Source organism: Paraprevotella xylaniphila YIT 11841 (genome assembly GCF_900683745.1).
In the GTDB taxonomy this organism is placed as follows: domain Bacteria; phylum Bacteroidota; class Bacteroidia; order Bacteroidales; family Bacteroidaceae; genus Paraprevotella; species Paraprevotella xylaniphila.
Genome location: NZ_LR215980.1, coordinates 3,605,720 through 3,625,608 on the forward strand (window position 1 = coordinate 3,605,720; position 19,889 = coordinate 3,625,608).

Genomic DNA, 19,889 nt, shown 5'->3' on the forward strand with positions numbered 1-19,889 from the left:
TAGAGGGTTATACGGAAACCGCACCGGCAATGTGCGGCCAAGGGTTATAGTTTTCCAATGTGAAGTCTTCAAACTTGAAGTCGAAGATGCTTTTCACGTCCGGATTGAGTCTCATGCGAGGCAGGGGACGAGGTTCCCGGGTGAGTTGCAGTTTCACTTGTTCCAGATGGTTCTTATAGATATGTGTGTCTCCTAACGTGTGTACGAAGTCGCCTGCTTTCAGTCCCGTCACCTGTGCCATCATCATCAACAACAGGGCGTATGATGCGATATTGAAGGGAACACCGAGAAACGTATCCGCACTACGTTGGTAAAGCTGAAGGCTCAATTTCCCTTTAGCTACGTAAAACTGAAAAAAAGCATGGCAGGGAGGCAGGTTCATGTTCCCGAGGTCGCCGACGTTCCATGCACTGACGATGATACGGCGTGAATCGGGATTGTGTCTGATGGTATCCACAGCCTCTTGTATCTGGTCTATGAATCCACCTTTATAGTCCGGCCACGAACGCCACTGATACCCGTAAATATGTCCCAGATCGCCGTTTTCATCTGCCCATTCATTCCATATCCTTACGCCGTGTTCCTGCAAATATTTCACGTTGGTATCGCCTTGCAGGAACCAGAGCAGTTCATGGATGATGGACTTCAGGTGTAACTTCTTTGTGGTAAGCAGCGGAAATCCTTCTTCGAGGTTGAACCGCATCTGATGGCCGAATACGCTGAGGGTGCCCGTACCTGTACGGTCGCTCTTCTCCACGCCTTCTTCCATTATCCTATGTAACAGGTCGAGATATTGTTTCATTCTTAATATTGTTTTATTTTTTTTTCTTATTGATAAGGGTGGTCAGCCAATCGTTGGCGGCTATGCAGAGCATGACTACGCCCACGACGAACAACAAGTCTGTGAAGTCGATGATCCATTCAACGACGATAAGCCCTACCCCCCAACAGGCGTTCTTTATGGCAGATTGTTTGAGCATTTGGTTTCTCGTATCTTCGTCTATCGTCCGTCTTTCAGGGGCATACGCGGCTCTTTCTATCCTCCTGTTCTTCTCGCGGTGGGAACGGTATATCAGGTAGACGGCCAAAAGCACGAGGAGGGCAGGAATGAGGAACAGGATTACGGTAAGTATTGTAAAGAGCACACCGCCAATTCCGAGAAGTCCAGATAAAAAGTCCAAAACTCCTTCGTTTCCCAAATCGTCCATGAGAGAAAATGTGTGGGAGTAAACCGATGGGGGAGAACTCCACGTGCTATCGTCGGCCACGTCTTCCAAAGCCGACACCGTATCGGAGTAGACAGTGATGCCATTTTGTGCCAAGACAATATTTTGTGCGAGACAAGCCCATAAAAGGCAAAGCCATATGACGGGAAATATAGGGCGTTTCATGTGGTAAGCGGTTTGATTTAATGTACAAAGATAGCGAAAGGCGAGTGCAGAGACAAATGAAAACAAAGTTTTCTGGTTTGGCTATGCCGAGCCGCATCCTATCTTCGTGGGAACAAAGATAGCGAAAGGCGAGCGCAGAAGCAAATTAAAATCCGTCCGATTTTGTTGTTCGCCACGTTTTTTTTGCGTACTTTTATCCTCATAAAATGATACGACATGACACGACCGGATATATCTCAGGAGTTTAAAGACTACGCCCTACGTTTGCTTGGTACGGAGCGTTATGCACGTTTTGCCCAAGCTTTGGATGAAGAACCTTCCGTGAGTGTGAGGCTGAATCCGTTCAAGTCCTTATGGGCCGGTCTTTCGACGGAATATTTGAATGGGGGAGATGGCCCGGTGCCTTGGGCTTCCGGTGAAGGAGGTTACCTGAGCGAACGTCCTCCGTTCACATTCGACCCATTATTCCATGCCGGTGCCTATTATGTACAAGAGGCTGCTTCCATGTTTCTCGGGCAGGTCTTATGCCGTTATGTAACCCGTCCGGTGATAGCGCTCGACCTTTGTGCTGCACCCGGCGGCAAGTCTACCCATATTCGTTCGTGTCTGCCGGAGGGTAGTCTGTTGGTGGCCAACGAACCCGTAAAGGCACGTGCTCAGGTTTTACTGGAGAATCTGACGAAGTGGGGACATCCTGACGTGGTAGTGACCAACAGTTATCCAAGGGATTTTGCCCGTTTGCCAGCCTTTTTCGACTTGTTGGTGACCGATGTGCCGTGCTCCGGCGAGGGGATGTTCCGAAAAGAAGAAGATGCCGTGACAGGTTGGAGTATGGAGGCTGTCCGGATGTGCCGTGACCGTCAGCGTGAGATTTTGCGTGACGTATGGCCTTCGTTGAAGCCTGGTGGGTTGTTGGTGTACAGTACTTGTACGCTGAATGCTTTGGAGGATGAGGAAAATGTGGCTTGGATAGCCGAAGAACTCGGTGCGGAAATACTTCCTCTTGATGTGGAACCGGGTTGGGGAGTCGTGGGGAACCTGCTTCCGCTCTCCTCTGTAAAAGATACGGTGAAGGCGGAAAGGCTTTTTCCCGTCGCCCATTTCATTCCCGGTTTTACTCGTGGAGAAGGCTTCTTTTTGGCCGTTTTACGAAAAAATGGTGAGGAAGGGGCTTCGGATTGGGGGATGTCCTCTGACTGGTATAAAAGTGAGCGTGTGAAGTCTAAAAAGAAACGTACTGTACAAGCTTCCGTTCCGGCTTTGCCTGCTTCCTGCCGGTCATGGTTGCTTCATGCCGATACCTTTGATTTCGTTTCCGACGGACCGGTGTGGACGGCTATACGTGCTTCATTCTCTCGTCAGATAGGCTTGTTGAGAGAATCGGTTAAAGTATGGCAGGTTGGTGTTCCGTTGGCTACGGTAAAGGGGAAGGACTATATTCCGCTTCACGCTTTAGCGATGTCCGTCGACTTGAATCGTGCGGCTTTCCCGGTTGTCCCCGTTTCCTACGACATGGCGGTGCCCTATTTACGTAAAGAAGTGCTTGTCTTGCCTCCCGACACTCCTAAAGGTTACGTGTTGCTGACGTTTCGGGACACTCCGATCGGTTTCGTGAAAAATATAGGCGGACGGGCCAATAACCTTTATCCACAGGAGTGGAAAATACGGACAAGCTATCTTTCGACTTATAGTTTAAAAGGAGATTTACGGCGTAAATCAATAGAATAAAGTGAAAAATACTAAAAAATGATATATTTCTCTCTTGTTACTTGCTTTTTTATTCTGTAAATGCTATATTTAAAGCCTGAGAGTGTGAATGGATTGAAGCGATGAGAGTTCTACTCACACCGTAGATGTCTAATTGTCTAACTTAATCTATACAGCGCTATGAAAATTTTATTTATCGGTTCAGGGTGCGCCTGTAGGTTACCTTTTGTAGAATATCTTTTTAAGAAGAAAATACAAGAGGCAGAGGTGCCGGATATTGAAGTAGAGTCCGCCGATATGGCCATGTGGGGAGTCACTTCTCATGAAAGTGTGGTTCCGGAAAGCAGTGGTCCTGATAAAGTAGGCAACTTACTGAATCAGGCCGATTTTATCGTGGTTATGGAAGGACGGCAGCGCAACTTTCTGACACGTTTTATGGATTACAGTAGTTGGAATAAAATTCACTTATTCTTGGATTATTGTACATCTGAGAAGGAACATCTGGTAGGTTCCGTGTGTGGCGATCTCGATTATCAGACGCAGGATGAAGAGATGAGTAATGGTTGTATGAATCTGATAGCTCGCATAAAGGCTTTTTTGAAGGAGCATTTAAGCGAGAAAACGGAAATCTCCACATTGATGCCGGCTTAAACGATAAAGCATATCGGGCAGGGACATTCCATGTCGGGTATGCTTTATGATTAGAAATGAAGGAATATGTGTTTGGTGAAAACTATTGTGAGTCTCCTTGTGATGCTTATGGCGGGGTTGCAAAGTGTGCAATCGCAAAATTGGGTTATTGTGAAAGAACGGTCTGTAGGAGTGGATTCTGAAAGTTTGGGGGTTGGAGGCGTTTTGGGGAAAGCGAAAAAAGGTGTGGTATTATGCCAACGGGACGGTGTGGAAACAAGGCATGTATGGCCTTCTTATCGAAAAATATAAAGTATCCGCCAGTTTGTGTATCTGAAGAAGCGAGTGGAAGAGTATATATGCAATTTGTGGTGGAAAAAGATGGGGAAATCTGCCAAATCAGGGTGTTGTTTTCTTTACCGGTAAAGTTCGGGTTGAAATAGGCATGAGGAAAAAGATTACTGCTCTTTTGCCTCCGTGTTGTTTTTCGGGGTTTCCGGAGTATCGAACAAACCGTAAGTGGTACGGAGGACGCGGAATTCCGTCCGGCGGTTCAGGGCGTTGCAGATTTCCTGCTGTTCTTCTGGCAGTTTTTTGATGAAAGCCTCCGTCAATGTGTCGTTCTCATGCAGGAACGGGTACCGTTCCGTCAATCGTTTGCGGATGACTTTCGGGCGTGTCTCGCCATATCCGATGGGAGTCAGGCGGTCGGTAGCGACGCCGTGTGCTATCAGGTACTTCACCACTGATTCTGCCCGGCGTTGGGAGAGGCGGATATTGTATTCATCCCTTCCCCGGTAGTCGCAATGCGAGCTGAGTTCAATCGTGATGTTCGGGTTGTCTTCCATGAGCGTGACGAGGGAGTCCAGTGCAAGAGTAGAAGAGTCCGTGAGTTCCGCACTGTCGAAGGCGTAAAATACATTGTCTACCAGTACGGGAGCTGTGATGGAAGCCAGTTCGAACTGAAGTACGTATTCTTTGCTTATGCTGCTAGTGTCCACTCGCAGTTGTTCTTTATGGTTCAGGAATCCCTTGCACGTACCTAAGAATACATAGTCTACATTGGGTTGGATTTCTTGGGTAAAAGAACCGTCTCCTTTCACGCTCAGTTTCAAGTTTGTCCCGTCGTTGCCCACCATGTAAACCAGGCCTTCCGGCAGTTCATAGCCGTCTTTTTCGTAGACCCATCCTTTGACCGTAAGCAATACTTCCGGGCATTCGAAACTCATGATGTGGTCCCACCCTCGGGCATCTCCCCGGTTGGTGCTGAAAAATCCCCGGTTGTGCAGTCCGTCAAAAGTCATGGCAAAATCATCTCCTTGCGAATTCATCGGATATTTCAGGTTTTCTACGGTCCATGTACCCGCACTGTCCTGTTCGGCCTTGAATAAGTCTAATCCGCCCATGCCAACGTGTCCGTCGGAGGAAAAATACAAATCTCCGTTCGGACGGAATGAAGGGAACATTTCATTCCCCGGAGTATTGATGGGTTCGCCGAGATTATCCACTCCGCCTAATCCATGTTCTCCTATTTCTATTCGCCAGATGTCCAAGCCTCCTAATCCTCCCGGCATGTCGGATACGAAATACAGCCATCTGCCATCCGGCGATACGGTAGGATGGGCAAAGGAGGATAAAGTGTCTTTTGTGATTTCCAATAATTTGGGTGCACTCCAACTGGCATCCGTGCGTTCCGAGGTATAAATTTGTGCATATCGTGGATATTCGGGGTCATGCGTGCAACGGGTGAAATACATTGTTTTGCCGTCCGGCGAAAAGGCGCAGGCTCCTTCATCGTATTCGCTGTTTACTTCGGATTCTACCAGTTCCGGTGCCTGCCATTTCCCTTTATCGTCTTTTCTGGAGATAAAGATATCACCGGACTTGATACCCGTAATGCCGCTCAGTTCGTTGCCTGTTGCCTGTGGGCGTGTGGAAGTCAGATACAGCATGTCCATGTCATCACCTGCCAACATCGGGCAATAGTCCGAGCGTCGGGCATTGAGTAGCGGTTCTTTCCTTATCGAATACAGTGTCGGTTTCTGTTTCCAGATGGGTGCCATGGTACAGCCCTGTAGTCCGGGACGTGCCAATACGTCGTTTGGTTTGTACTGAAGGTAAATCTCATAATTCTGCAACGCCTTTTTATAATCGCCGTTTTTGCGTTGCATTTCAGCCAAATAAAAATAAACGATGCTGTCCGGGTAGTTGTATCGTGCTGCATTTTGGTATGATCCGATGGCCCGTGAAGTATAATTGATGCGCCGGTAGCAGTCCGCAGCTTTGTAGGCCCGTTCGCCCCTCTTGGCGCGTTCCTTGGGTTTGGTGCGCATATAGGCTTTACGGTATTCGGCTGCCGCTTCGAAGTATTCTCCTATGGCATAGAATTTATCTCCCTTTTTCACATTGCTTTCCGCGCTACAGCTTGCGAGCCATAACGTCACAAAAATACCCCCAAAAAGAGAAATCCATTTTTTCATATTCCATTCGGTATGCAAATATAATTTTTTTATTTCATTTACCGTTGGAACTAACGGATTTTTTTGAACCGAAATGGATTCAGGAGTATCTTTTTGAGGGTGTCTTGTTAGATAGACGGAACGCTAACGAATGACAACCTTTTCTTGTTTCATGGTGCCGTCGTTGAACAGTGTCTGTCGGATATAAATGCCTTTCTGCAAATTGGTAGTTCGTATGCCGTCTAATGTATAGTAGAGTTTACGTATGACGGTATGGTTTCCCGTTTGGGTCTCAGGTATGCTGCTGCCTTCTATGGGAATAAATTCAAAAGGATAATCGTTAGGTTCTTCTGTTGCAGCGAAATTTATGTTACCGTTTTCGTCCACATTCCAGAATATTTTACCCGATCGTGCGGATTTCTGTATGGCCAGAGGTGTTATGCCTTTGGCTCCGCTGAGGCGGAACATCCTTGTGGATGTTGTTTTCCATGTCCCGTCATCTTTCAGATAGGCTTGGTCCAATAAAGACATGAAACCGCACGCCGTGGAAGGCGGCCTGTTGTCCACATACCATTGTTGGGCTTTGTTCTCTTCTCTTCCTTTCGGTTCAAAGGATGGAACCGTGCCGTTCCCATGGTTGGTCAGGTAAGTGTCATATCCTCTGTGTCGGATATAATAATAGCCGACCGGGATAGTTCGGTAATTGTCGTCTTTTACATAAATTTGATAGTTGAGGGTGGTGGAGTGGTTTCCTGCCGTATAAGAAAGGCTATACGTCCCGGAAGTCTGTATGTCGTTGATTACAAGTTCGTCTCCTGTCGAATCGTCGTTCCATAGGTAACTTCCGTTCACCATGAAGTCGGATGGGGTGACAGAAAGGGTCACGTTGTCCCCTTGTTCCACTATGGCCATGGAGGAGTCCGTGTAGCGTCCTCCGTTGACAGTGATGTCCGGACGGGCAATTTGCACGTTGATATGGAATGTCACCTTTTGTTTCCGTCCACCTTGTCCGATGAATAATACGGATACGTTCCGGCTAGTTGTCACGTTCGGCAAAGTGATGGACGGACCGGTGGCTCCGTTTTCCCATGTGTAATATCCCCAACCCATCTTTGCTTGGACTTCGAGGGTTACGGGGTTGCCGTATAGGATGTTGACCGTGCGGGTTTGCAATTTGTTTCCATTGGCAGTAATAAAAGGTATAATGTCGCTTTCTTCGCAATCTCCTGCTACGGCAATGGTGAACGCCTGTTCGCTTTCCACGCCTTTTTCATTGGTGTAAGTCACGCGCCATACACCGCTCTTGTTCGCCACAATCGTAATGTCCTTGGATGTCTCTCCGTTGTTCCATTTCCATTTCCCGGTGTCTGCCGTGCCAACCGGAAGTTGGGGCTTCAGCGTGACGATAGTGCCAACCGGGAGGGCGTTGGTCGGTGCTATGGCATAGGTGTTGGTAAGCCCGCCAAGTTCGTTGTGGGGTACTGTTGTTCCATTATATTCCATGACAGGGGTGAGTGGTGTGGGCACTTGGTCAGGTTGTGCGAAGTCTCGGGTGTTCATCAGCACGGAATAGCCCATGTGGTCGTATCCTCCGCTGACACTGCCCTGTCCGCCTCCGTCAATACCCATTTTTTCGTAAGCCATTTCAGAGAAAGGCATTTTCACGCCTTTGATGCCCTCGTAATGTCCGATGACGGTGCCCCAGTACGGACGAATTTGTTCTCCCAGTGCCGGTGATTTTTGTAGCCACGACCGGTTGTCCCACCAAGCTAATCCCCGGTCGGCATAATGATAGTCGGTCCAAGGCAGGTTAGGCACGCTTTGCGTCTGTGCCGCCAAATATTCGATGCCGGCGGCCAGACGGTTGTCCATGTAGGAAAACAGGTCGTCTCCTTGGTTCCATCCGATGTGTGCCACATCCACAGCCAATCCTGCAGCCATGGCAGCGTGACCGATGTCGCGACCGCTTTCCTGCATCTGTCCCAATTTTCCGTACGCACCTGTTTCCAACTCCGAATTTTGTGTCGTGACCACCAGATTGCCTATGAATTCCGTCAGTCCGTCATTCAAAATCGGGTTGGCTGTACGTGGGTCTACGAAAGTACCTACTTGGTCGTATTTGTAGAAAGAAAGGCCTTGGTTATAAAGGAACACGTCATCACAAAGGATGCCGATGCTCATTACGGCCAATACGTTGCACAATCCCCAGTTCGACCAATAATGCCCAGGGCACTTCCCCCATCCTCCGGAGTTTTCCCACGTGCCGTTTCGGCCACGTAGGAATCCTATACAAGAAGGATACCACACATTGAGCATCCATCGTTTGAACTCTGCAAAGTCTTCTGCATTCCAACCCTCGTAGTCGCGTACCAGTTCGGCTGCGTTGGCAAAAGCATAACCGTATAGTCCGGCTGCCAACGCATAATTGGAGTCTCCGCCGATGGCTTTCGTTGTGCGTGCCCAAGCCATAAGGACGTCTACGGCGTGGCGGGCGTGTTCTTCCGACCTGTCTATTTTCCAACGAAGCGCATTCTGGTAAGCGATGGTGGCACCACGTGCGGCGTTGATATAGTTTTCCCCTACTCCTCCGCCACGGACAATGGTTTCAACGGGATAGGTGGCGGCATTGGATTGTGAATAAGCCGCGTTTTTCAGTACATTGTATGCGGCTATGACTTTTGCGTTGCCGTCCTTCAACTGTTGCCGTATGCGTTCAAAGTCCTCATCGGTGTGGAGAGCACCGGGATGTCGGAATCCTTTATCCGTATCATAGCCTTCCACGACATCCTCGTCATCGAATTCAAATCCGTCAGTGGCTTTCAACGTGTTCTGTGCTGCGGCCAAGGCTTTGATTTGTTTGTCAATGACGTTTTGGTTCACTTTTCCTTCTTCAGCGAGGGTTTTGGCCATGTTGATTTCATCCAGGTAAATCGCCACGGCAGCTTCCGGATAAATTGCAGCATGTCCGGCCAAGAAATCTTCTGCTTCCCGGATGGCGGTTCGCAGGGCTGTGAAATCGCCGGGGGTACCATAGCGGAATTCATGCTCCAAATCTTCGGTGATTTGTGAGAGGGCGTTGATTTCCGCCGTGCCCAATACTTTGCCGTAAAGTCTGATGTCGCTCACGAGGGTTTGTTTCAAGTAATTGTCTGCGGAAAAAGGAGCACGTCCAATCCATACGTAAGGAATGGAGGCATTGAAGTTTTCCGAGTTGGCAGGCATCGAACTGTTTGACCCTTTGCGTACACCGTTAAGATAAAGCGTGCCGTTCTTTCCGTTTTGTGTATAAAGGACGTGTATCCACTGGCCTTTTTCCGATTCTCCTCCGATTTCAATACCCGTTTCGTGTTGATAACCACCTGTGGAGTTGGCAAACCGTTGTGCGTTCAAGCGGTAGGCCGAATATTTCCCCTCAGAAGCGGTGCAAGCCATGGATGTGGAGAAGGACCAAAGGAAGAATCCCGCGCCGGAAAGCGAGGCGTTTTCGTCTACCCGGTAGTACATGGAGACTGTATAGGAGTCCATTTCTTTGAATAGGGCGCCCGTTTTTTCGGTCAAATCAAGATAACCAGACTGGTTGCCCAAATTGAGCACATGGTATTTTCCCATTTCTTCCACCTTGGCACCGTTTTTCAACGAAGCTATGATGCCGGACGTAGAAGCGTCCGTGACGGAAGTACCGTTTACTTGTTCGAAGTCGAAGTGCAGTCGCAATCCGTCTTCCTGTGCATAAAGTCCGGTGCCGGTACATGCCACGAAGCAAGAAGCTAACAGCATGCAGAGTTTTTTCCTTTTGCTTTTCATGTCATTGTTCATAAGTGTAAATTAAGTAATGATAATAAATCTCTTTATGTATATACGAATAAGGACGGCGAATTACTTATTTTTTTAATATTAAAGATGGTTAAGACAATAAAAAGCCACGAATACGGACGAATGAGAAAAACCGTATTCCATGGCTTGGGTTGCGCAGGCGGTTCCGTTATGGTTTTACCTATGGAGATAGAGCCTGTGCAGGGAGGAGGATTTTTTCAGTGTTTCTGATTGTTCCAATAGTCTTCGATCCGGTCCGCCTCTTCTTTTGTCAGGTGGATGACGGCACCGTGCTTGGGCGACCGGAAGTTGGTGGTTTTCATTATGCCTTCGTTGAAGCGTCCCAAGTTCTTGAAGTGTACGAAGTCACAGGTTTCCACAAAGCCGAAGTTGTGCGGGTTGATGCCGAAGATGTCGTACATGAGTACCCATTTGTTTTCACCGATGCGTTTCCAAACGTTAGGTGCCTCACAGGCCACCGGTTCAAAGTCTATCCAACGCGGGTCGAACCGGTAGCTTCCGTCGATACGGTCGGAAACCGCCTGTTTGATGCCCGAACCGGATTCATGCGCCACGTAGAACAGGTGATATTCCATTTTTTGCCGTTCCTCGTTCCATATCGGGGTGATGTCGCCGTCGATGGCAGACGCTCCAGAGGGGTATTCAAACAAGATTTGCGGAATACTCTCGATACGGTTGAAATCTTGGTTTACGTAGACATAATAAAGCCTGTTTTGCTCGTTGCCGAACCGCATGGTGAAATAAATCATCATCCGTCCTGTGGCGGGGTCATAGACTGTTTCCGGTGCCCAAGCACAACCTATCTGTGCAAATTCCTTGGACATCTGGTCGAAACGTATGTTGGTGCGTGTCCAATGGATGAGGTCGAACGATTTCATCAGCACCAAGCCACGGTTGTTTCCCCAACCATAAGCTTTCCCGTCGCGCTCCCATTCCGTATCGCGGTAACCCTCGCGTTGTGCATAAATATGCAAGTCGGTCATGGCCAAGTAGAAGCCGCCGTCCGGGCCACGGTAGATATGCGGGTCGCGGATACCTTTCTGGTCGGCGATTGTATCGCCTGCAATAATGGGCTTGCCATCGTTCAGGGCGGTAAACGTATAACCGTCGCGGCTGATGGCTGCATGCAGGCAGTGGTCTTCGTCCTGATGGAATACCATAAGGTAGGCCGCCATGTCTTTTTCTTGCGGTGTGGCGTCACGGTAGGTGAAGTTGCGGAAAGTCGTACGTCCTTTTCCTGCGGACAGGAGTGCAGGACGGAGGGCATAGAACCCACCGTAGTTGTTGTGATGAAGTCCTGACACGTCGATATCCGTGGCCAGTTCCTTCCATGACTTTCCGTCCTTGCTGGCAGAGAGGGTCACGCGGTTGGCACGGTTGAGCAGGCGGAGGTAGAAATGCTTGTGGTAATCGGAAGGCATGGTTTCGGCTTTTTCCCCGTTGCGGTATATCGTGAGCGTCTTTCCGTCCGAAGCGACACCGGCGTATGCCTTCTCGTCATAGAAAAGGAGCAAACCGCCCGTGTTCCCTTTTCCGAGGGTGATTTCCGTTGTGAGCTCATAGTTCTTGTCTGTGGCTGTGGTCAAAAGCAAACGTCCATCCGTAGGAGTCTTGCCTTTGGCTTTGACGCTCATGCCGTCCTTGCCGAATGAGAGGCTTTCGGGGGCGTATTCCTTCCAAAAGGTCCATTGCAGGCCGAGTTGCTTGCCCGTGAAGTCATCGGAGAGTTCCAGTCCGTGTTTTTCAGGGTCTTGTGCCGGGAGCGGACGGGCATCATGCCGCAGCTTGACCCATCCGTCGGCTGTCCATTCCACCGGGTCTATCAGCGTCTGGCGACCCAACGTGTGGTAACCTTGTGCGTAAGCATGGTACACCACCCACCAGTTCCCTTCGGCATCGTCGATGAGCGTACCGTGTCCTTTCGACCACCAAGGGTCGCTTGCATTGTAGGTATGCACCAAAGGGTTGTAGGGGGAGTTCTCCCACGGGCCGAACACGCTTTTGGAACGTGCCACGACTACCATGTGACTCGTGGCCGGTCCGGCGGTGCCGCCTTCTGCCGATACCATATAATAATAACCGTCCTTGTGCAGCAGTTTCGGGCCTTCGAGGAACATGTCGCCATTGCCTTCGGTTTTCCAATCCTTGGGGAACCGCCAACCTTCGTAGACGGTCTTTTTCGGTCCCGTCACTTTCAGCCCGTCGTCGCTTAGCGGGGCTATGGCACCTTTGTCCACATATAAATACCGTTTGCCGTCTTCGCCCACTACATGTCCAGGGTCGATGCCCGTCAGGTCGAGTTTCACCGGTTGGCTCCACGGGCCTCGGATATCATCGGCATAGACCACATAGTTGGCTCCGGCAGCAGGATAGTAGATATAGTAACGTCCTTTGTACTTCACCAAGTCTGGAGCGTAGACCGAACCGTCGAGTGCATGGAGTGCACGGGCTATGGGGGTCCAGTTCACCAAATCGGTAGAGTGCCAAATGAGCAGTCCCGGTGCGTAATTGAAAGATGAGTTTGTCATGTAGAAGTCTTTTCCTTCCCTGATGATGGACGGGTCGGGATAATCCCCACTCAAAAGCAGGCGAGGGAAGGTTTGTGCACGGCCTGTGGTTGCCAGGCATAAAAATAGTAAACTAAGAATCAGTTTGTTGATACGAGTACTGTTCATGGTTTAAGTGATTAAAAGTTATTGGGTTGAATTTCTCTCCAAAGTTATATAAATAGGGAGTGAAGAGTGTGCTGTTTACACGCAAATGCCTGTGTTTTTAATACAGTTTAACCATTATTTATTGTTCTTCTGCGATAACCAGGATGGGGTTGGACATGTCGTCCAATGGATAATCATTTACCGCTGTTTTCTAAAAAAACGATAGCGAAATAAAATAGATTAGAAATAAACTGCTTGTGAGTCCTTTTTCAAATAACGGGGTAATGACTTGGCAACAGTCTCAAATTTAGTGAAATGCGTTGCTTTTCTTTCTGTCAAACAACTCTTATTATGCAAAAGTAGTGCAATTTGTCTAATGAAAAGCATTATGAGCGTTTTTATTATTGCTTGCCTTCTAGTTTTCCTATTCGCATAACGATAGAGGTTTGACTTCTTCCCATTTTCTCTGCGATGTGCTTTATACTCTTTCCTTCATGGTAAAGAGTAAGCAGAAACTTGTCAGCACTGCGTGTCCATTTCTTATTTGCATTGGGGTGCTTGTCATAACTTTCTTCCGTGACCTTTTCAGGATGTAAGAACTCGTCAACAAAAACAGACGGGAAACGCTTGTCGTAAAGTATATATGTTTTTATTTTCGCTCTGGTGATAGCCACATAAAATAACCTACGTTCTTCCCCATATGGATATTGGTCACTTTTGGTCAAAACATAATCAAGAACAGGGTCATCACTTACCATTGAAGGGAAGCCATAGGTATCTTTGTTGCATTGGAGTATTATCACATAATCCGCTTCAAGCCCTTTAGATTTATGGACAGTCAAGAATTCTATTTTTCTGCCTCTAATGAAGTAGTAAAAGCGATTGCCCTCTTTCACAGATTTGTACAGAAATGATAAATAGTAGTCATCAAATGAATACCGTCCCAACAGAAAGATGGATTTATCCGCAGGAATAGACGCTACCAATTGTCCGATAGCGTTACAATAGTCACGCCGTTCATAAGCGCAGAATTGTAATTCGGTTTTGATTTGCGGATTGAATGGGTGTATATCCTTTTTTAGCTGTGTCTTATTCCGTTGGATGAATTGCGATGACAGGCTTACCAAAGGCTCTCCAAAACGGTATGTCGTTTCGATTCTATTGATTTCTGTGGAGCCGAAATAATCAGAGAATTGATTGAAAAGAGCCATGTCACTTCCTGAAAAACGGTATATGGATTGCCAATCATCGCCCACGCAATACAATTTTGCAGGAGGATTGCCTTCTCGGAGTACTTTAAGGAAATTGTAGCGGTCAACTGATATGTCTTGGAACTCGTCAACGATGATATACTCATACTTTACAGGATGGGTGGAACGGCATATTTCCGTGGCTTGCAGAATAGCGTCGGTAAAGTCTATCTGATTGCTGTTTTTCAATTCTTCAATATACCGCTCATAAACAGGTTGGAATATTCTTTTGATAATGAATGTACTGCGTTCGTCTCCAACATTTTTAGCCTGTTTCAAAACTTCTTTTATGGACTTACAGCTTGACTTAATCAATGTCACAAAAGTTACAACAAGCCGAATGAAAGCCTTTTCTTGCTTGCTGTTTGGAGGAAGAACCATATCGTATAATTCGGCATCTGTTTTTTCTTGAACAGGAACGCCTATCTTTTCCAATGAAGCTTTTAATGTATGCCGAATATCTGAATAATGGAAATCAGCACTTGAAGTTGTCAATAATATAGTCCCAAACTTCTCATGGGCTGCTTTTTTCCATGTTATTCCGTCATTGTATTTTTGGTTTGCTTCTTCATAAGTAATGCCTTTGTCTTTTGCTAACCATGTGGGAACAAGTCCATGTTCATCCACACCAAAATGCTCTAAATAAATACGTTTTGTCTTGCCATCCTGCTCAAAGTAAATGGAAAAATCGGGTCTGTATTGTGAATGCATTTCATCAGCCAATGGATGTTCGTAAGGCTCTTCATACCTGAATTTCACACCCAAAGAAGATAATACAAAACAGATTTTCTGCTCCTGCTCACTACGAACATAAATAGTTTTCCCGTCCATGTCAGGGAATTGCGCTTTCAAGCGTGCTTCTTTTAATTCGGAGAGTTTTTGTCTACGCTCATTTTTGTGATGCTCCCAATCCTCTTCTTGCACTTGATAGTCAACAAAGTATTCTATAATACCTTTTTTGAACCACTTATCTTCTAATAGTTTATGATATATTTTCACAAACAATGCGTCTGTGTTATCGCAGATGGAGGGCTTTTGTCCTGTCGCTTTCCCGATGATGTCAATAGCAAGTTTATGAAAGGTGTATCCCCTTAGTCCTTCTATATCCATCCTTTCCGTCAACTCGGCAGCAGCTTTGTTTGTATAGCTGATAAGAAGAATCTTTTGAGGATTGATGTGCTTGATGTCTACCAGGAACCTTCCCTTTCCTACAATGGACGATGTTTTTCCACTTCCTGCACTACTAACCACCAAACAATTATCTTCCTCAGACACGATTGAACGCCTTTGCTGTGTGTCTAACGGGTATTTAAGACAATGGTCGAAAAAAACTTTGTGGGTGTCAAGAGTGTCTTGGATAACCTGCTCATTATGTCTTTTGACAATTGAGTGGATGTTTCCGAAATCATGTGTAAATTTTGAGATTGTCTCGGACGGTTTTATATGGAATGCTTCAAGACTTCTCTGCAAAGAATTGACTTTATGGAAGAACTCAGTATAATATTTTGTGAATTGTTTCTCTTCCGAAGAGGATATTATGTGTTCATTAAAACTATTCCTTAAATCGGTTTCAATATCAATGAAAAAACTTTCATTACTTTGCTTTAGTTCCTTTTCTCTGCTTTTTTGTATATCCTTATAAGGAGTTATGGTTGTAATTCGTTCCGACAGTTCATTTAATCTCTTTTTTAGCAATAACCGTATCGTTACTATGACGATACCTATTATAGTAGCGATACTTAGTCCTAAAACAAAAGATGAAAGCATAACGCTCCTTTTTTATTTCACGTGTATTGAAAAGAGTTGCCTCAATCCGAATACAAAGATAGTGGATTTTTACGATAATCTCTTATTTTCTAATGATTTTCTTTATTTCTTCAAAGAACTTAGGATAGTTGGAGATTGTTGGGATAGAAAAGGTATTTTGCCGGAGTCCATCATTTTCTGTATGTTTCCCCAAGGTTTTTTGCAAAAACATCCTTCATCTTTCAGATTGTTCGATAATCGGTTGTTATAGAATGAATTGTAGGATGAAGGATGTTTCAGTCATCTTTCAGCTCCCCTTCATGGCAGAAAGCAATGAAAAGTTCTGCGCCAAATGATTTTTTAATCTAAGCCGAACGATCTCTCGTTCTGCGCCAAGCGATTTTCCAGTCTCTGCCGGACGGAATGAAGCATGGCTGAAAGATGGCTGAAATATCCTTCAGCTTATAACATCAATGTTATGAGGATGTTAAAGTGCATCCTGAAAGATGAAGGATGTTTTCACGAAAAACTTGTGTAGGAGGCGGTATGGCATGCAAGGACGCGGCTTACGAAGAGATTTCCAACGGTGCGCGGAAAGTACATCCGTTTTTCCATTCCGAACAGCCGAAAGCGGTCTTGCCTTTGATGATGTGCCCCTTTCCGCAGAGCGGGCAGAGGTCACCCTCTTTGGGGGCTGGAGGCGTGGCCGGGATTATGGCTGTTTGAGGAGCGGCCGACTTTTTAGATAAATCGCTCTCGCCCGGCATAGTCAGGCGGGCTTGGTTCTGCTCTCGCTTGCTCGCGATTTTGCGTGCCGTTCTTGGTGCTTTAGCTGACTTTTCTTTTACGTTTCCCTTTTTCCCTTTTGGTACAGGCTTATCTTCCTGTGTTTCCGCGACGCGACGGTTGGTGTTGTCTGCCAGGACGGTATGCACGATTTCGGCTACCATTTGCTTGAGTTCTTCCAAAAAAGTTTTGGCATCGTAGGTTTTCTTTTCAATCAACCGAAGGCGGCGTTCCCAAATGCCGGTCAACTCGGCACTTTTGAGCAGTTCCTCATGGATGAGGCTGATGAGTTCCACTCCCGTGGGAGTGGCTATAAGGTTCTTTCGTTCCAACCGAATATAATGCCGCTTGAAGAGGGTCTGGATGATGGCGGCCCGGGTGGACGGACGGCCGATACCGTTCTCTTTCAAGGCATCACGTAATTCGTCGTCGTCCACCAGGCGACCCGCAGTCTCCATGGCGCGCAAGAGCGTAGCTTCTGTGTAAGGTTTGGGTGGCTGTGTCCATTTTTCGGCCAAGTCCGGAACGTGGGGGCCGCTTTCACCTTTCGTGAAAACAGGGAGCGTGCGTTCTTCCTCGGCGTTTTTTCCCAAGGTTTCCACCGTCTTGGCCTCCTGTGCATACACCTCTCGCCAACCCGGCAAGAGAATCTGTTTGCCGGTGGCTTTGAACGGGATGTCGGCCGTTTCGCCGAGGATGGTGGTGGTGGCGAATTTGCAGTCGGGGTAGAACGCTGCAATGAAACGCCGCGCCACGAGGTCGAATACCCGTTGTTCGTCCGGTGTCAAGCCGTGCGGTGCTACTCCTGTGGGGATAATGGCATGGTGGTCGGTGACTTTGGAAGAGTCGAACACCTTTTTACTCTTTTTCAACGCCGCGCCACGCAAGGGTTGGAGCAAGGCGGCATATTCGTCGGCTATACCGTTGAGGATGGCGTTGCATTTCGGATAAATGTCGTCGCTCAGGAAAGTGGTGTCCACACGTGGATAAGTCGTGACTTTCTTCTCGTAGAGCGACTGGATGAGTTGCAGGGTCAGGTCGGACGAGAAAGAAAACTTGCGGTTGCATTCCACCTGTAGCGAGGTCAGGTCGTACAAGCGGGGAGGGGCTTCCGTTCCGTTTTTCTTGGTGACGGACGTAATCGTGAACGGTGCGTCTTTGATTTGTTCAAGGGCTTTCCGTCCTTCTTCTTCCGAGGTGAATCCCCGGCGTGTCACATCGTTTGCCTTGCCGCTTCCGTTGCCGTTCGCACCTTTTTCCTGAGAAGCCGTTGCGGTTTCCTCTTCGTCTTGTTCCAACACAGCGGTAAAGACTGTATCACGGTAGTTGGTGGTCAGTACCCAATAAGGTTCCGGCTTGAAGTTCTCGATTTCCAGTTGACGGTTGACGATGAGAGCCAGTGTGGGAGTCTGCACCCGTCCGATGCTCAGCACCTGGCGTCCCTGTGCGTATTTCAACGTGTAGAGCCGCGTGGCATTCATGCCCAAAGTCCAGTCGCCGATGGCGCGGCTCAGTCCGGCTTCGTAGAGCGACTGGTATTCGCTCTGGTCTTTCAGGTTGCTGAATCCCTCACGGATGGCTTCTTCCGTGAGTGACGAAATCCAGAGGCGTTTCACCGGGCATCGGGCACCGGCCTTCTGCATGACCCAACGTTGTATCAGCTCCCCCTCCTGCCCGGCATCGCCGCAGTTGATGATCATGTCGGCAGCCTGCATCAGTCGCTCAATCACCCGGAATTGTTCTTCGATGCCCTTGTCGCTTTTTAGCTTGATGCCGAAGCGGGGAGGAATCATAGGTAATGAAGAAAGGCTCCACGCTTTCCAGAGCGGAGTATATTCGTGCGGTTCCTTCAGCTCGCAAAGATGACCGAAAGTCCAAGTGACCTGGTAGCCGTTGCCTTCCCAATAATTACGGTGGTCTTGCGTGGCGCCCAGCACTTTGGCAATGTCTTTACCCACACTGGGTTTCTCTGCGATACATACAATCATGCGTTTCTCTTCTTCATTATAGCGGGACAAAGATAGTGTTTTTTGCCGGAAAAATGCAGGGAAAGTCTTTCGATTTGCAAGTGGATACAAGGATGTCTGGGGATTGGGATTGTATTTTTGCGGTTGTTTTATAGTTAAAAAACGCCCGAAGCCTCTTCTTTTCTTTCTTTTTTATTATTTTTGCATTGTTTTAATGTAAAAAAGTGTGTCTATGAGAAAGTCTACTTCTATTTTTAAGGCAGTTTTGATTGCCTTGTTTGCTGTTTCATTGGGTGTGGAAATGGTTTCGGCAGCCGGTTTCCCTTCGGTTAAGGATTTGTATGGCCGCTATAAATTTAGTGGAGAATGCTCTTATGTTGACATGGTTTCTGGAGCGGCGGGCGAGGCTCCGGTTCCTGCCACAACGGATTATAATATGGCCGTGTTGCCGGGCGAATCAGAGAATGAAGTGAAGGTGCTCGGTTTCTTCGGTTATGGCGGTGGTGTGACGTTGACCTATAACCAGGAAGATGGAACGTTGAAGGGAGAAACGCCAACCGCAGTGTTTATAATGGGAATGAATTTAATGGTTGTAGCGGATGCGGCATCTACAGGAGGGACTGTTGTCTTTAATTATCAGGTGGCGGAGAAAGACGGCAAAATACAGATTACGGCGCAGAATGCATTGGAAGATGTCACCATTATGGATATGGAGAATGAGGTTATGGGGATGCTTTCTTACGCTTCTGCATATACCATGACCAAAGAGGAAGTCTCCTATAATCTTAGTGATGTGATTGGGGAGTACGATTTCGCGTCGACGAGAGTCGATAATATTTTGTTGGCTGATGCGTCTGAAAATTTTAAGCTGAAAATTACGGGAAATACCTCAGAAACGATTTCTTCCGGTGTGAGCTTAGGAAATTGGTTTGGGGTGGAAAACACGGATGTGACCGCTGAGTTCTATGCCGATGGTGGCATATTGGTATTGCCGCATGATATGAAACTGGCCAATGGCATGTGTTTCGGGCAGCAACCGACAGAGGAAGGTGGGTATAATCCCAACGAAGCTCCGTTCTTTTTTGTGGAAAAAGACAAGTTGGTGACTTCGGGCTATTTGGTATTAGACAACGGATTCGATGAGGTAATGGAAATGCCATTGCAAATGTCTGTCGTTGGCGGTGAGGCCGTGAAGACAGGAAGTGGCATTAGCAGCCGTTGTATCAAGGATGTCAAAATTTATAGTTCAGACGGCTCGATTCGCGTAGAAGGGTTGGAAAGTGCCGAAATCAGTGTGTTTGACGCACAGGGTATGTTGGTGTCGTCTGTGCACGGAGCTACGGCTGCATTCGGCGGTCTGAAGTCTGGGCTGTATTTGGTAAAAGTCGGCAGTCAGACAGCGAAAGTTGTAGTGAAATAACCTGAAGATATATATGTAAAATGAAGGGAACCGGGTCTTGTGGGA

At 47.5% G+C, this 19,889-nt stretch carries 10 protein-coding genes; 3 read left to right on the forward strand and 7 right to left on the reverse strand.

Translation table 11 applies throughout. The features are described 5' to 3' along the window. Positions 1 to 7: 7 nt before the first annotated feature. Both E0E47_RS15310 and E0E47_RS15315 read right to left on the reverse strand, forming a co-directional pair. Entirely contained in the window at positions 8 to 802 is a 795-nt protein-coding gene (locus tag E0E47_RS15310; protein WP_008629867.1) for a thymidylate synthase, read from the reverse strand. 13 nt (positions 803 to 815) lie between these two features. Next, positions 816 to 1,391 (reverse strand): DUF6249 domain-containing protein, encoded by a 576-nt coding sequence (locus E0E47_RS15315; RefSeq protein WP_130894074.1) that lies wholly within the window; start codon positions 1,389 to 1,391, stop codon positions 816 to 818. A gap of 216 nt (positions 1,392 to 1,607) precedes the next feature. On the opposite strand from E0E47_RS15315, the gene E0E47_RS15320 reads away from it, so the two are divergent. Further along, positions 1,608 to 3,119: a methyltransferase RsmF C-terminal domain-like protein gene (locus E0E47_RS15320; RefSeq protein WP_130894075.1), complete on the forward strand. Its 1,512-nt coding sequence runs from the start codon at positions 1,608 to 1,610 to the stop codon at positions 3,117 to 3,119. Between the two features lie 159 nt (positions 3,120 to 3,278). After that, positions 3,279 to 3,749 (forward strand): low molecular weight phosphatase family protein, encoded by a 471-nt coding sequence (locus E0E47_RS15325; RefSeq protein ID WP_008629870.1) that lies wholly within the window; start codon positions 3,279 to 3,281, stop codon positions 3,747 to 3,749. Positions 3,750 to 4,186: 437 nt separating this feature from the next. On the opposite strand, the gene porE is transcribed toward E0E47_RS15325, so the two are convergent. The 5 genes from porE to E0E47_RS15360 form a co-directional block, all read right to left on the reverse strand. Then, positions 4,187 to 6,208, reverse strand: coding sequence for a PorE family type IX secretion system protein (gene porE / locus E0E47_RS15335; protein WP_130894076.1), 2,022 nt, complete (start codon positions 6,206 to 6,208; stop codon positions 4,187 to 4,189). A 123-nt stretch (positions 6,209 to 6,331) separates the two neighbouring features. Continuing rightward, positions 6,332 to 9,991, reverse strand: a complete 3,660-nt coding sequence (locus tag E0E47_RS15340) for a LamG-like jellyroll fold domain-containing protein (RefSeq protein WP_232038469.1) — start codon at positions 9,989 to 9,991, stop codon at positions 6,332 to 6,334. Between the two features lie 227 nt (positions 9,992 to 10,218). Continuing rightward, positions 10,219 to 12,696, reverse strand: a complete 2,478-nt coding sequence (locus E0E47_RS15345) for a family 43 glycosylhydrolase (RefSeq protein ID WP_130894078.1) — start codon at positions 12,694 to 12,696, stop codon at positions 10,219 to 10,221. Positions 12,697 to 13,076: 380 nt separating this feature from the next. Beyond that, complete coding sequence (locus E0E47_RS15350) at positions 13,077 to 15,692, reverse strand: UvrD-helicase domain-containing protein (protein ID WP_130894079.1); 2,616 nt, start codon at positions 15,690 to 15,692, stop codon at positions 13,077 to 13,079. A gap of 545 nt (positions 15,693 to 16,237) precedes the next feature. Continuing rightward, a complete protein-coding gene (locus E0E47_RS15360) occupies positions 16,238 to 18,445 on the reverse strand; it encodes a DNA topoisomerase 3 (protein WP_130894396.1) in 2,208 nt (735 codons plus the stop codon). A 211-nt stretch (positions 18,446 to 18,656) separates the two neighbouring features. Here E0E47_RS15360 and E0E47_RS15365 point away from each other — a divergent pair, with 211 nt between their 5' ends. Further along, positions 18,657 to 19,844: a T9SS type A sorting domain-containing protein gene (locus E0E47_RS15365; RefSeq protein ID WP_130894081.1), complete on the forward strand. Its 1,188-nt coding sequence runs from the start codon at positions 18,657 to 18,659 to the stop codon at positions 19,842 to 19,844. Positions 19,845 to 19,889 lie beyond the last annotated feature (45 nt).

What these genes read in the sequence shown, in the direction of transcription:
- E0E47_RS15310 (WP_008629867.1), bottom strand. Translation starts at nt 802, where the DNA reads ATGAAACAATATCTCGACCTGTTACATAGGATAATGGAAGAAGGCGTG.
- E0E47_RS15315 (WP_130894074.1), bottom strand. Translation starts at nt 1,391, where the DNA reads ATGAAACGCCCTATATTTCCCGTCATATGGCTTTGCCTTTTATGGGCT.
- E0E47_RS15320 (WP_130894075.1), top strand. Translation starts at nt 1,608, where the DNA reads ATGACACGACCGGATATATCTCAGGAGTTTAAAGACTACGCCCTACGT.
- E0E47_RS15325 (WP_008629870.1), top strand. Translation starts at nt 3,279, where the DNA reads ATGAAAATTTTATTTATCGGTTCAGGGTGCGCCTGTAGGTTACCTTTT.
- porE (WP_130894076.1), bottom strand. Translation starts at nt 6,208, where the DNA reads ATGAAAAAATGGATTTCTCTTTTTGGGGGTATTTTTGTGACGTTATGG.
- E0E47_RS15340 (WP_232038469.1), bottom strand. Translation starts at nt 9,991, where the DNA reads ATGAAAAGCAAAAGGAAAAAACTCTGCATGCTGTTAGCTTCTTGCTTC.
- E0E47_RS15345 (WP_130894078.1), bottom strand. Translation starts at nt 12,696, where the DNA reads ATGAACAGTACTCGTATCAACAAACTGATTCTTAGTTTACTATTTTTA.
- E0E47_RS15350 (WP_130894079.1), bottom strand. Translation starts at nt 15,692, where the DNA reads ATGCTTTCATCTTTTGTTTTAGGACTAAGTATCGCTACTATAATAGGT.
- E0E47_RS15360 (WP_130894396.1), bottom strand. Translation starts at nt 18,445, where the DNA reads ATGATTGTATGTATCGCAGAGAAACCCAGTGTGGGTAAAGACATTGCC.
- E0E47_RS15365 (WP_130894081.1), top strand. Translation starts at nt 18,657, where the DNA reads ATGAGAAAGTCTACTTCTATTTTTAAGGCAGTTTTGATTGCCTTGTTT.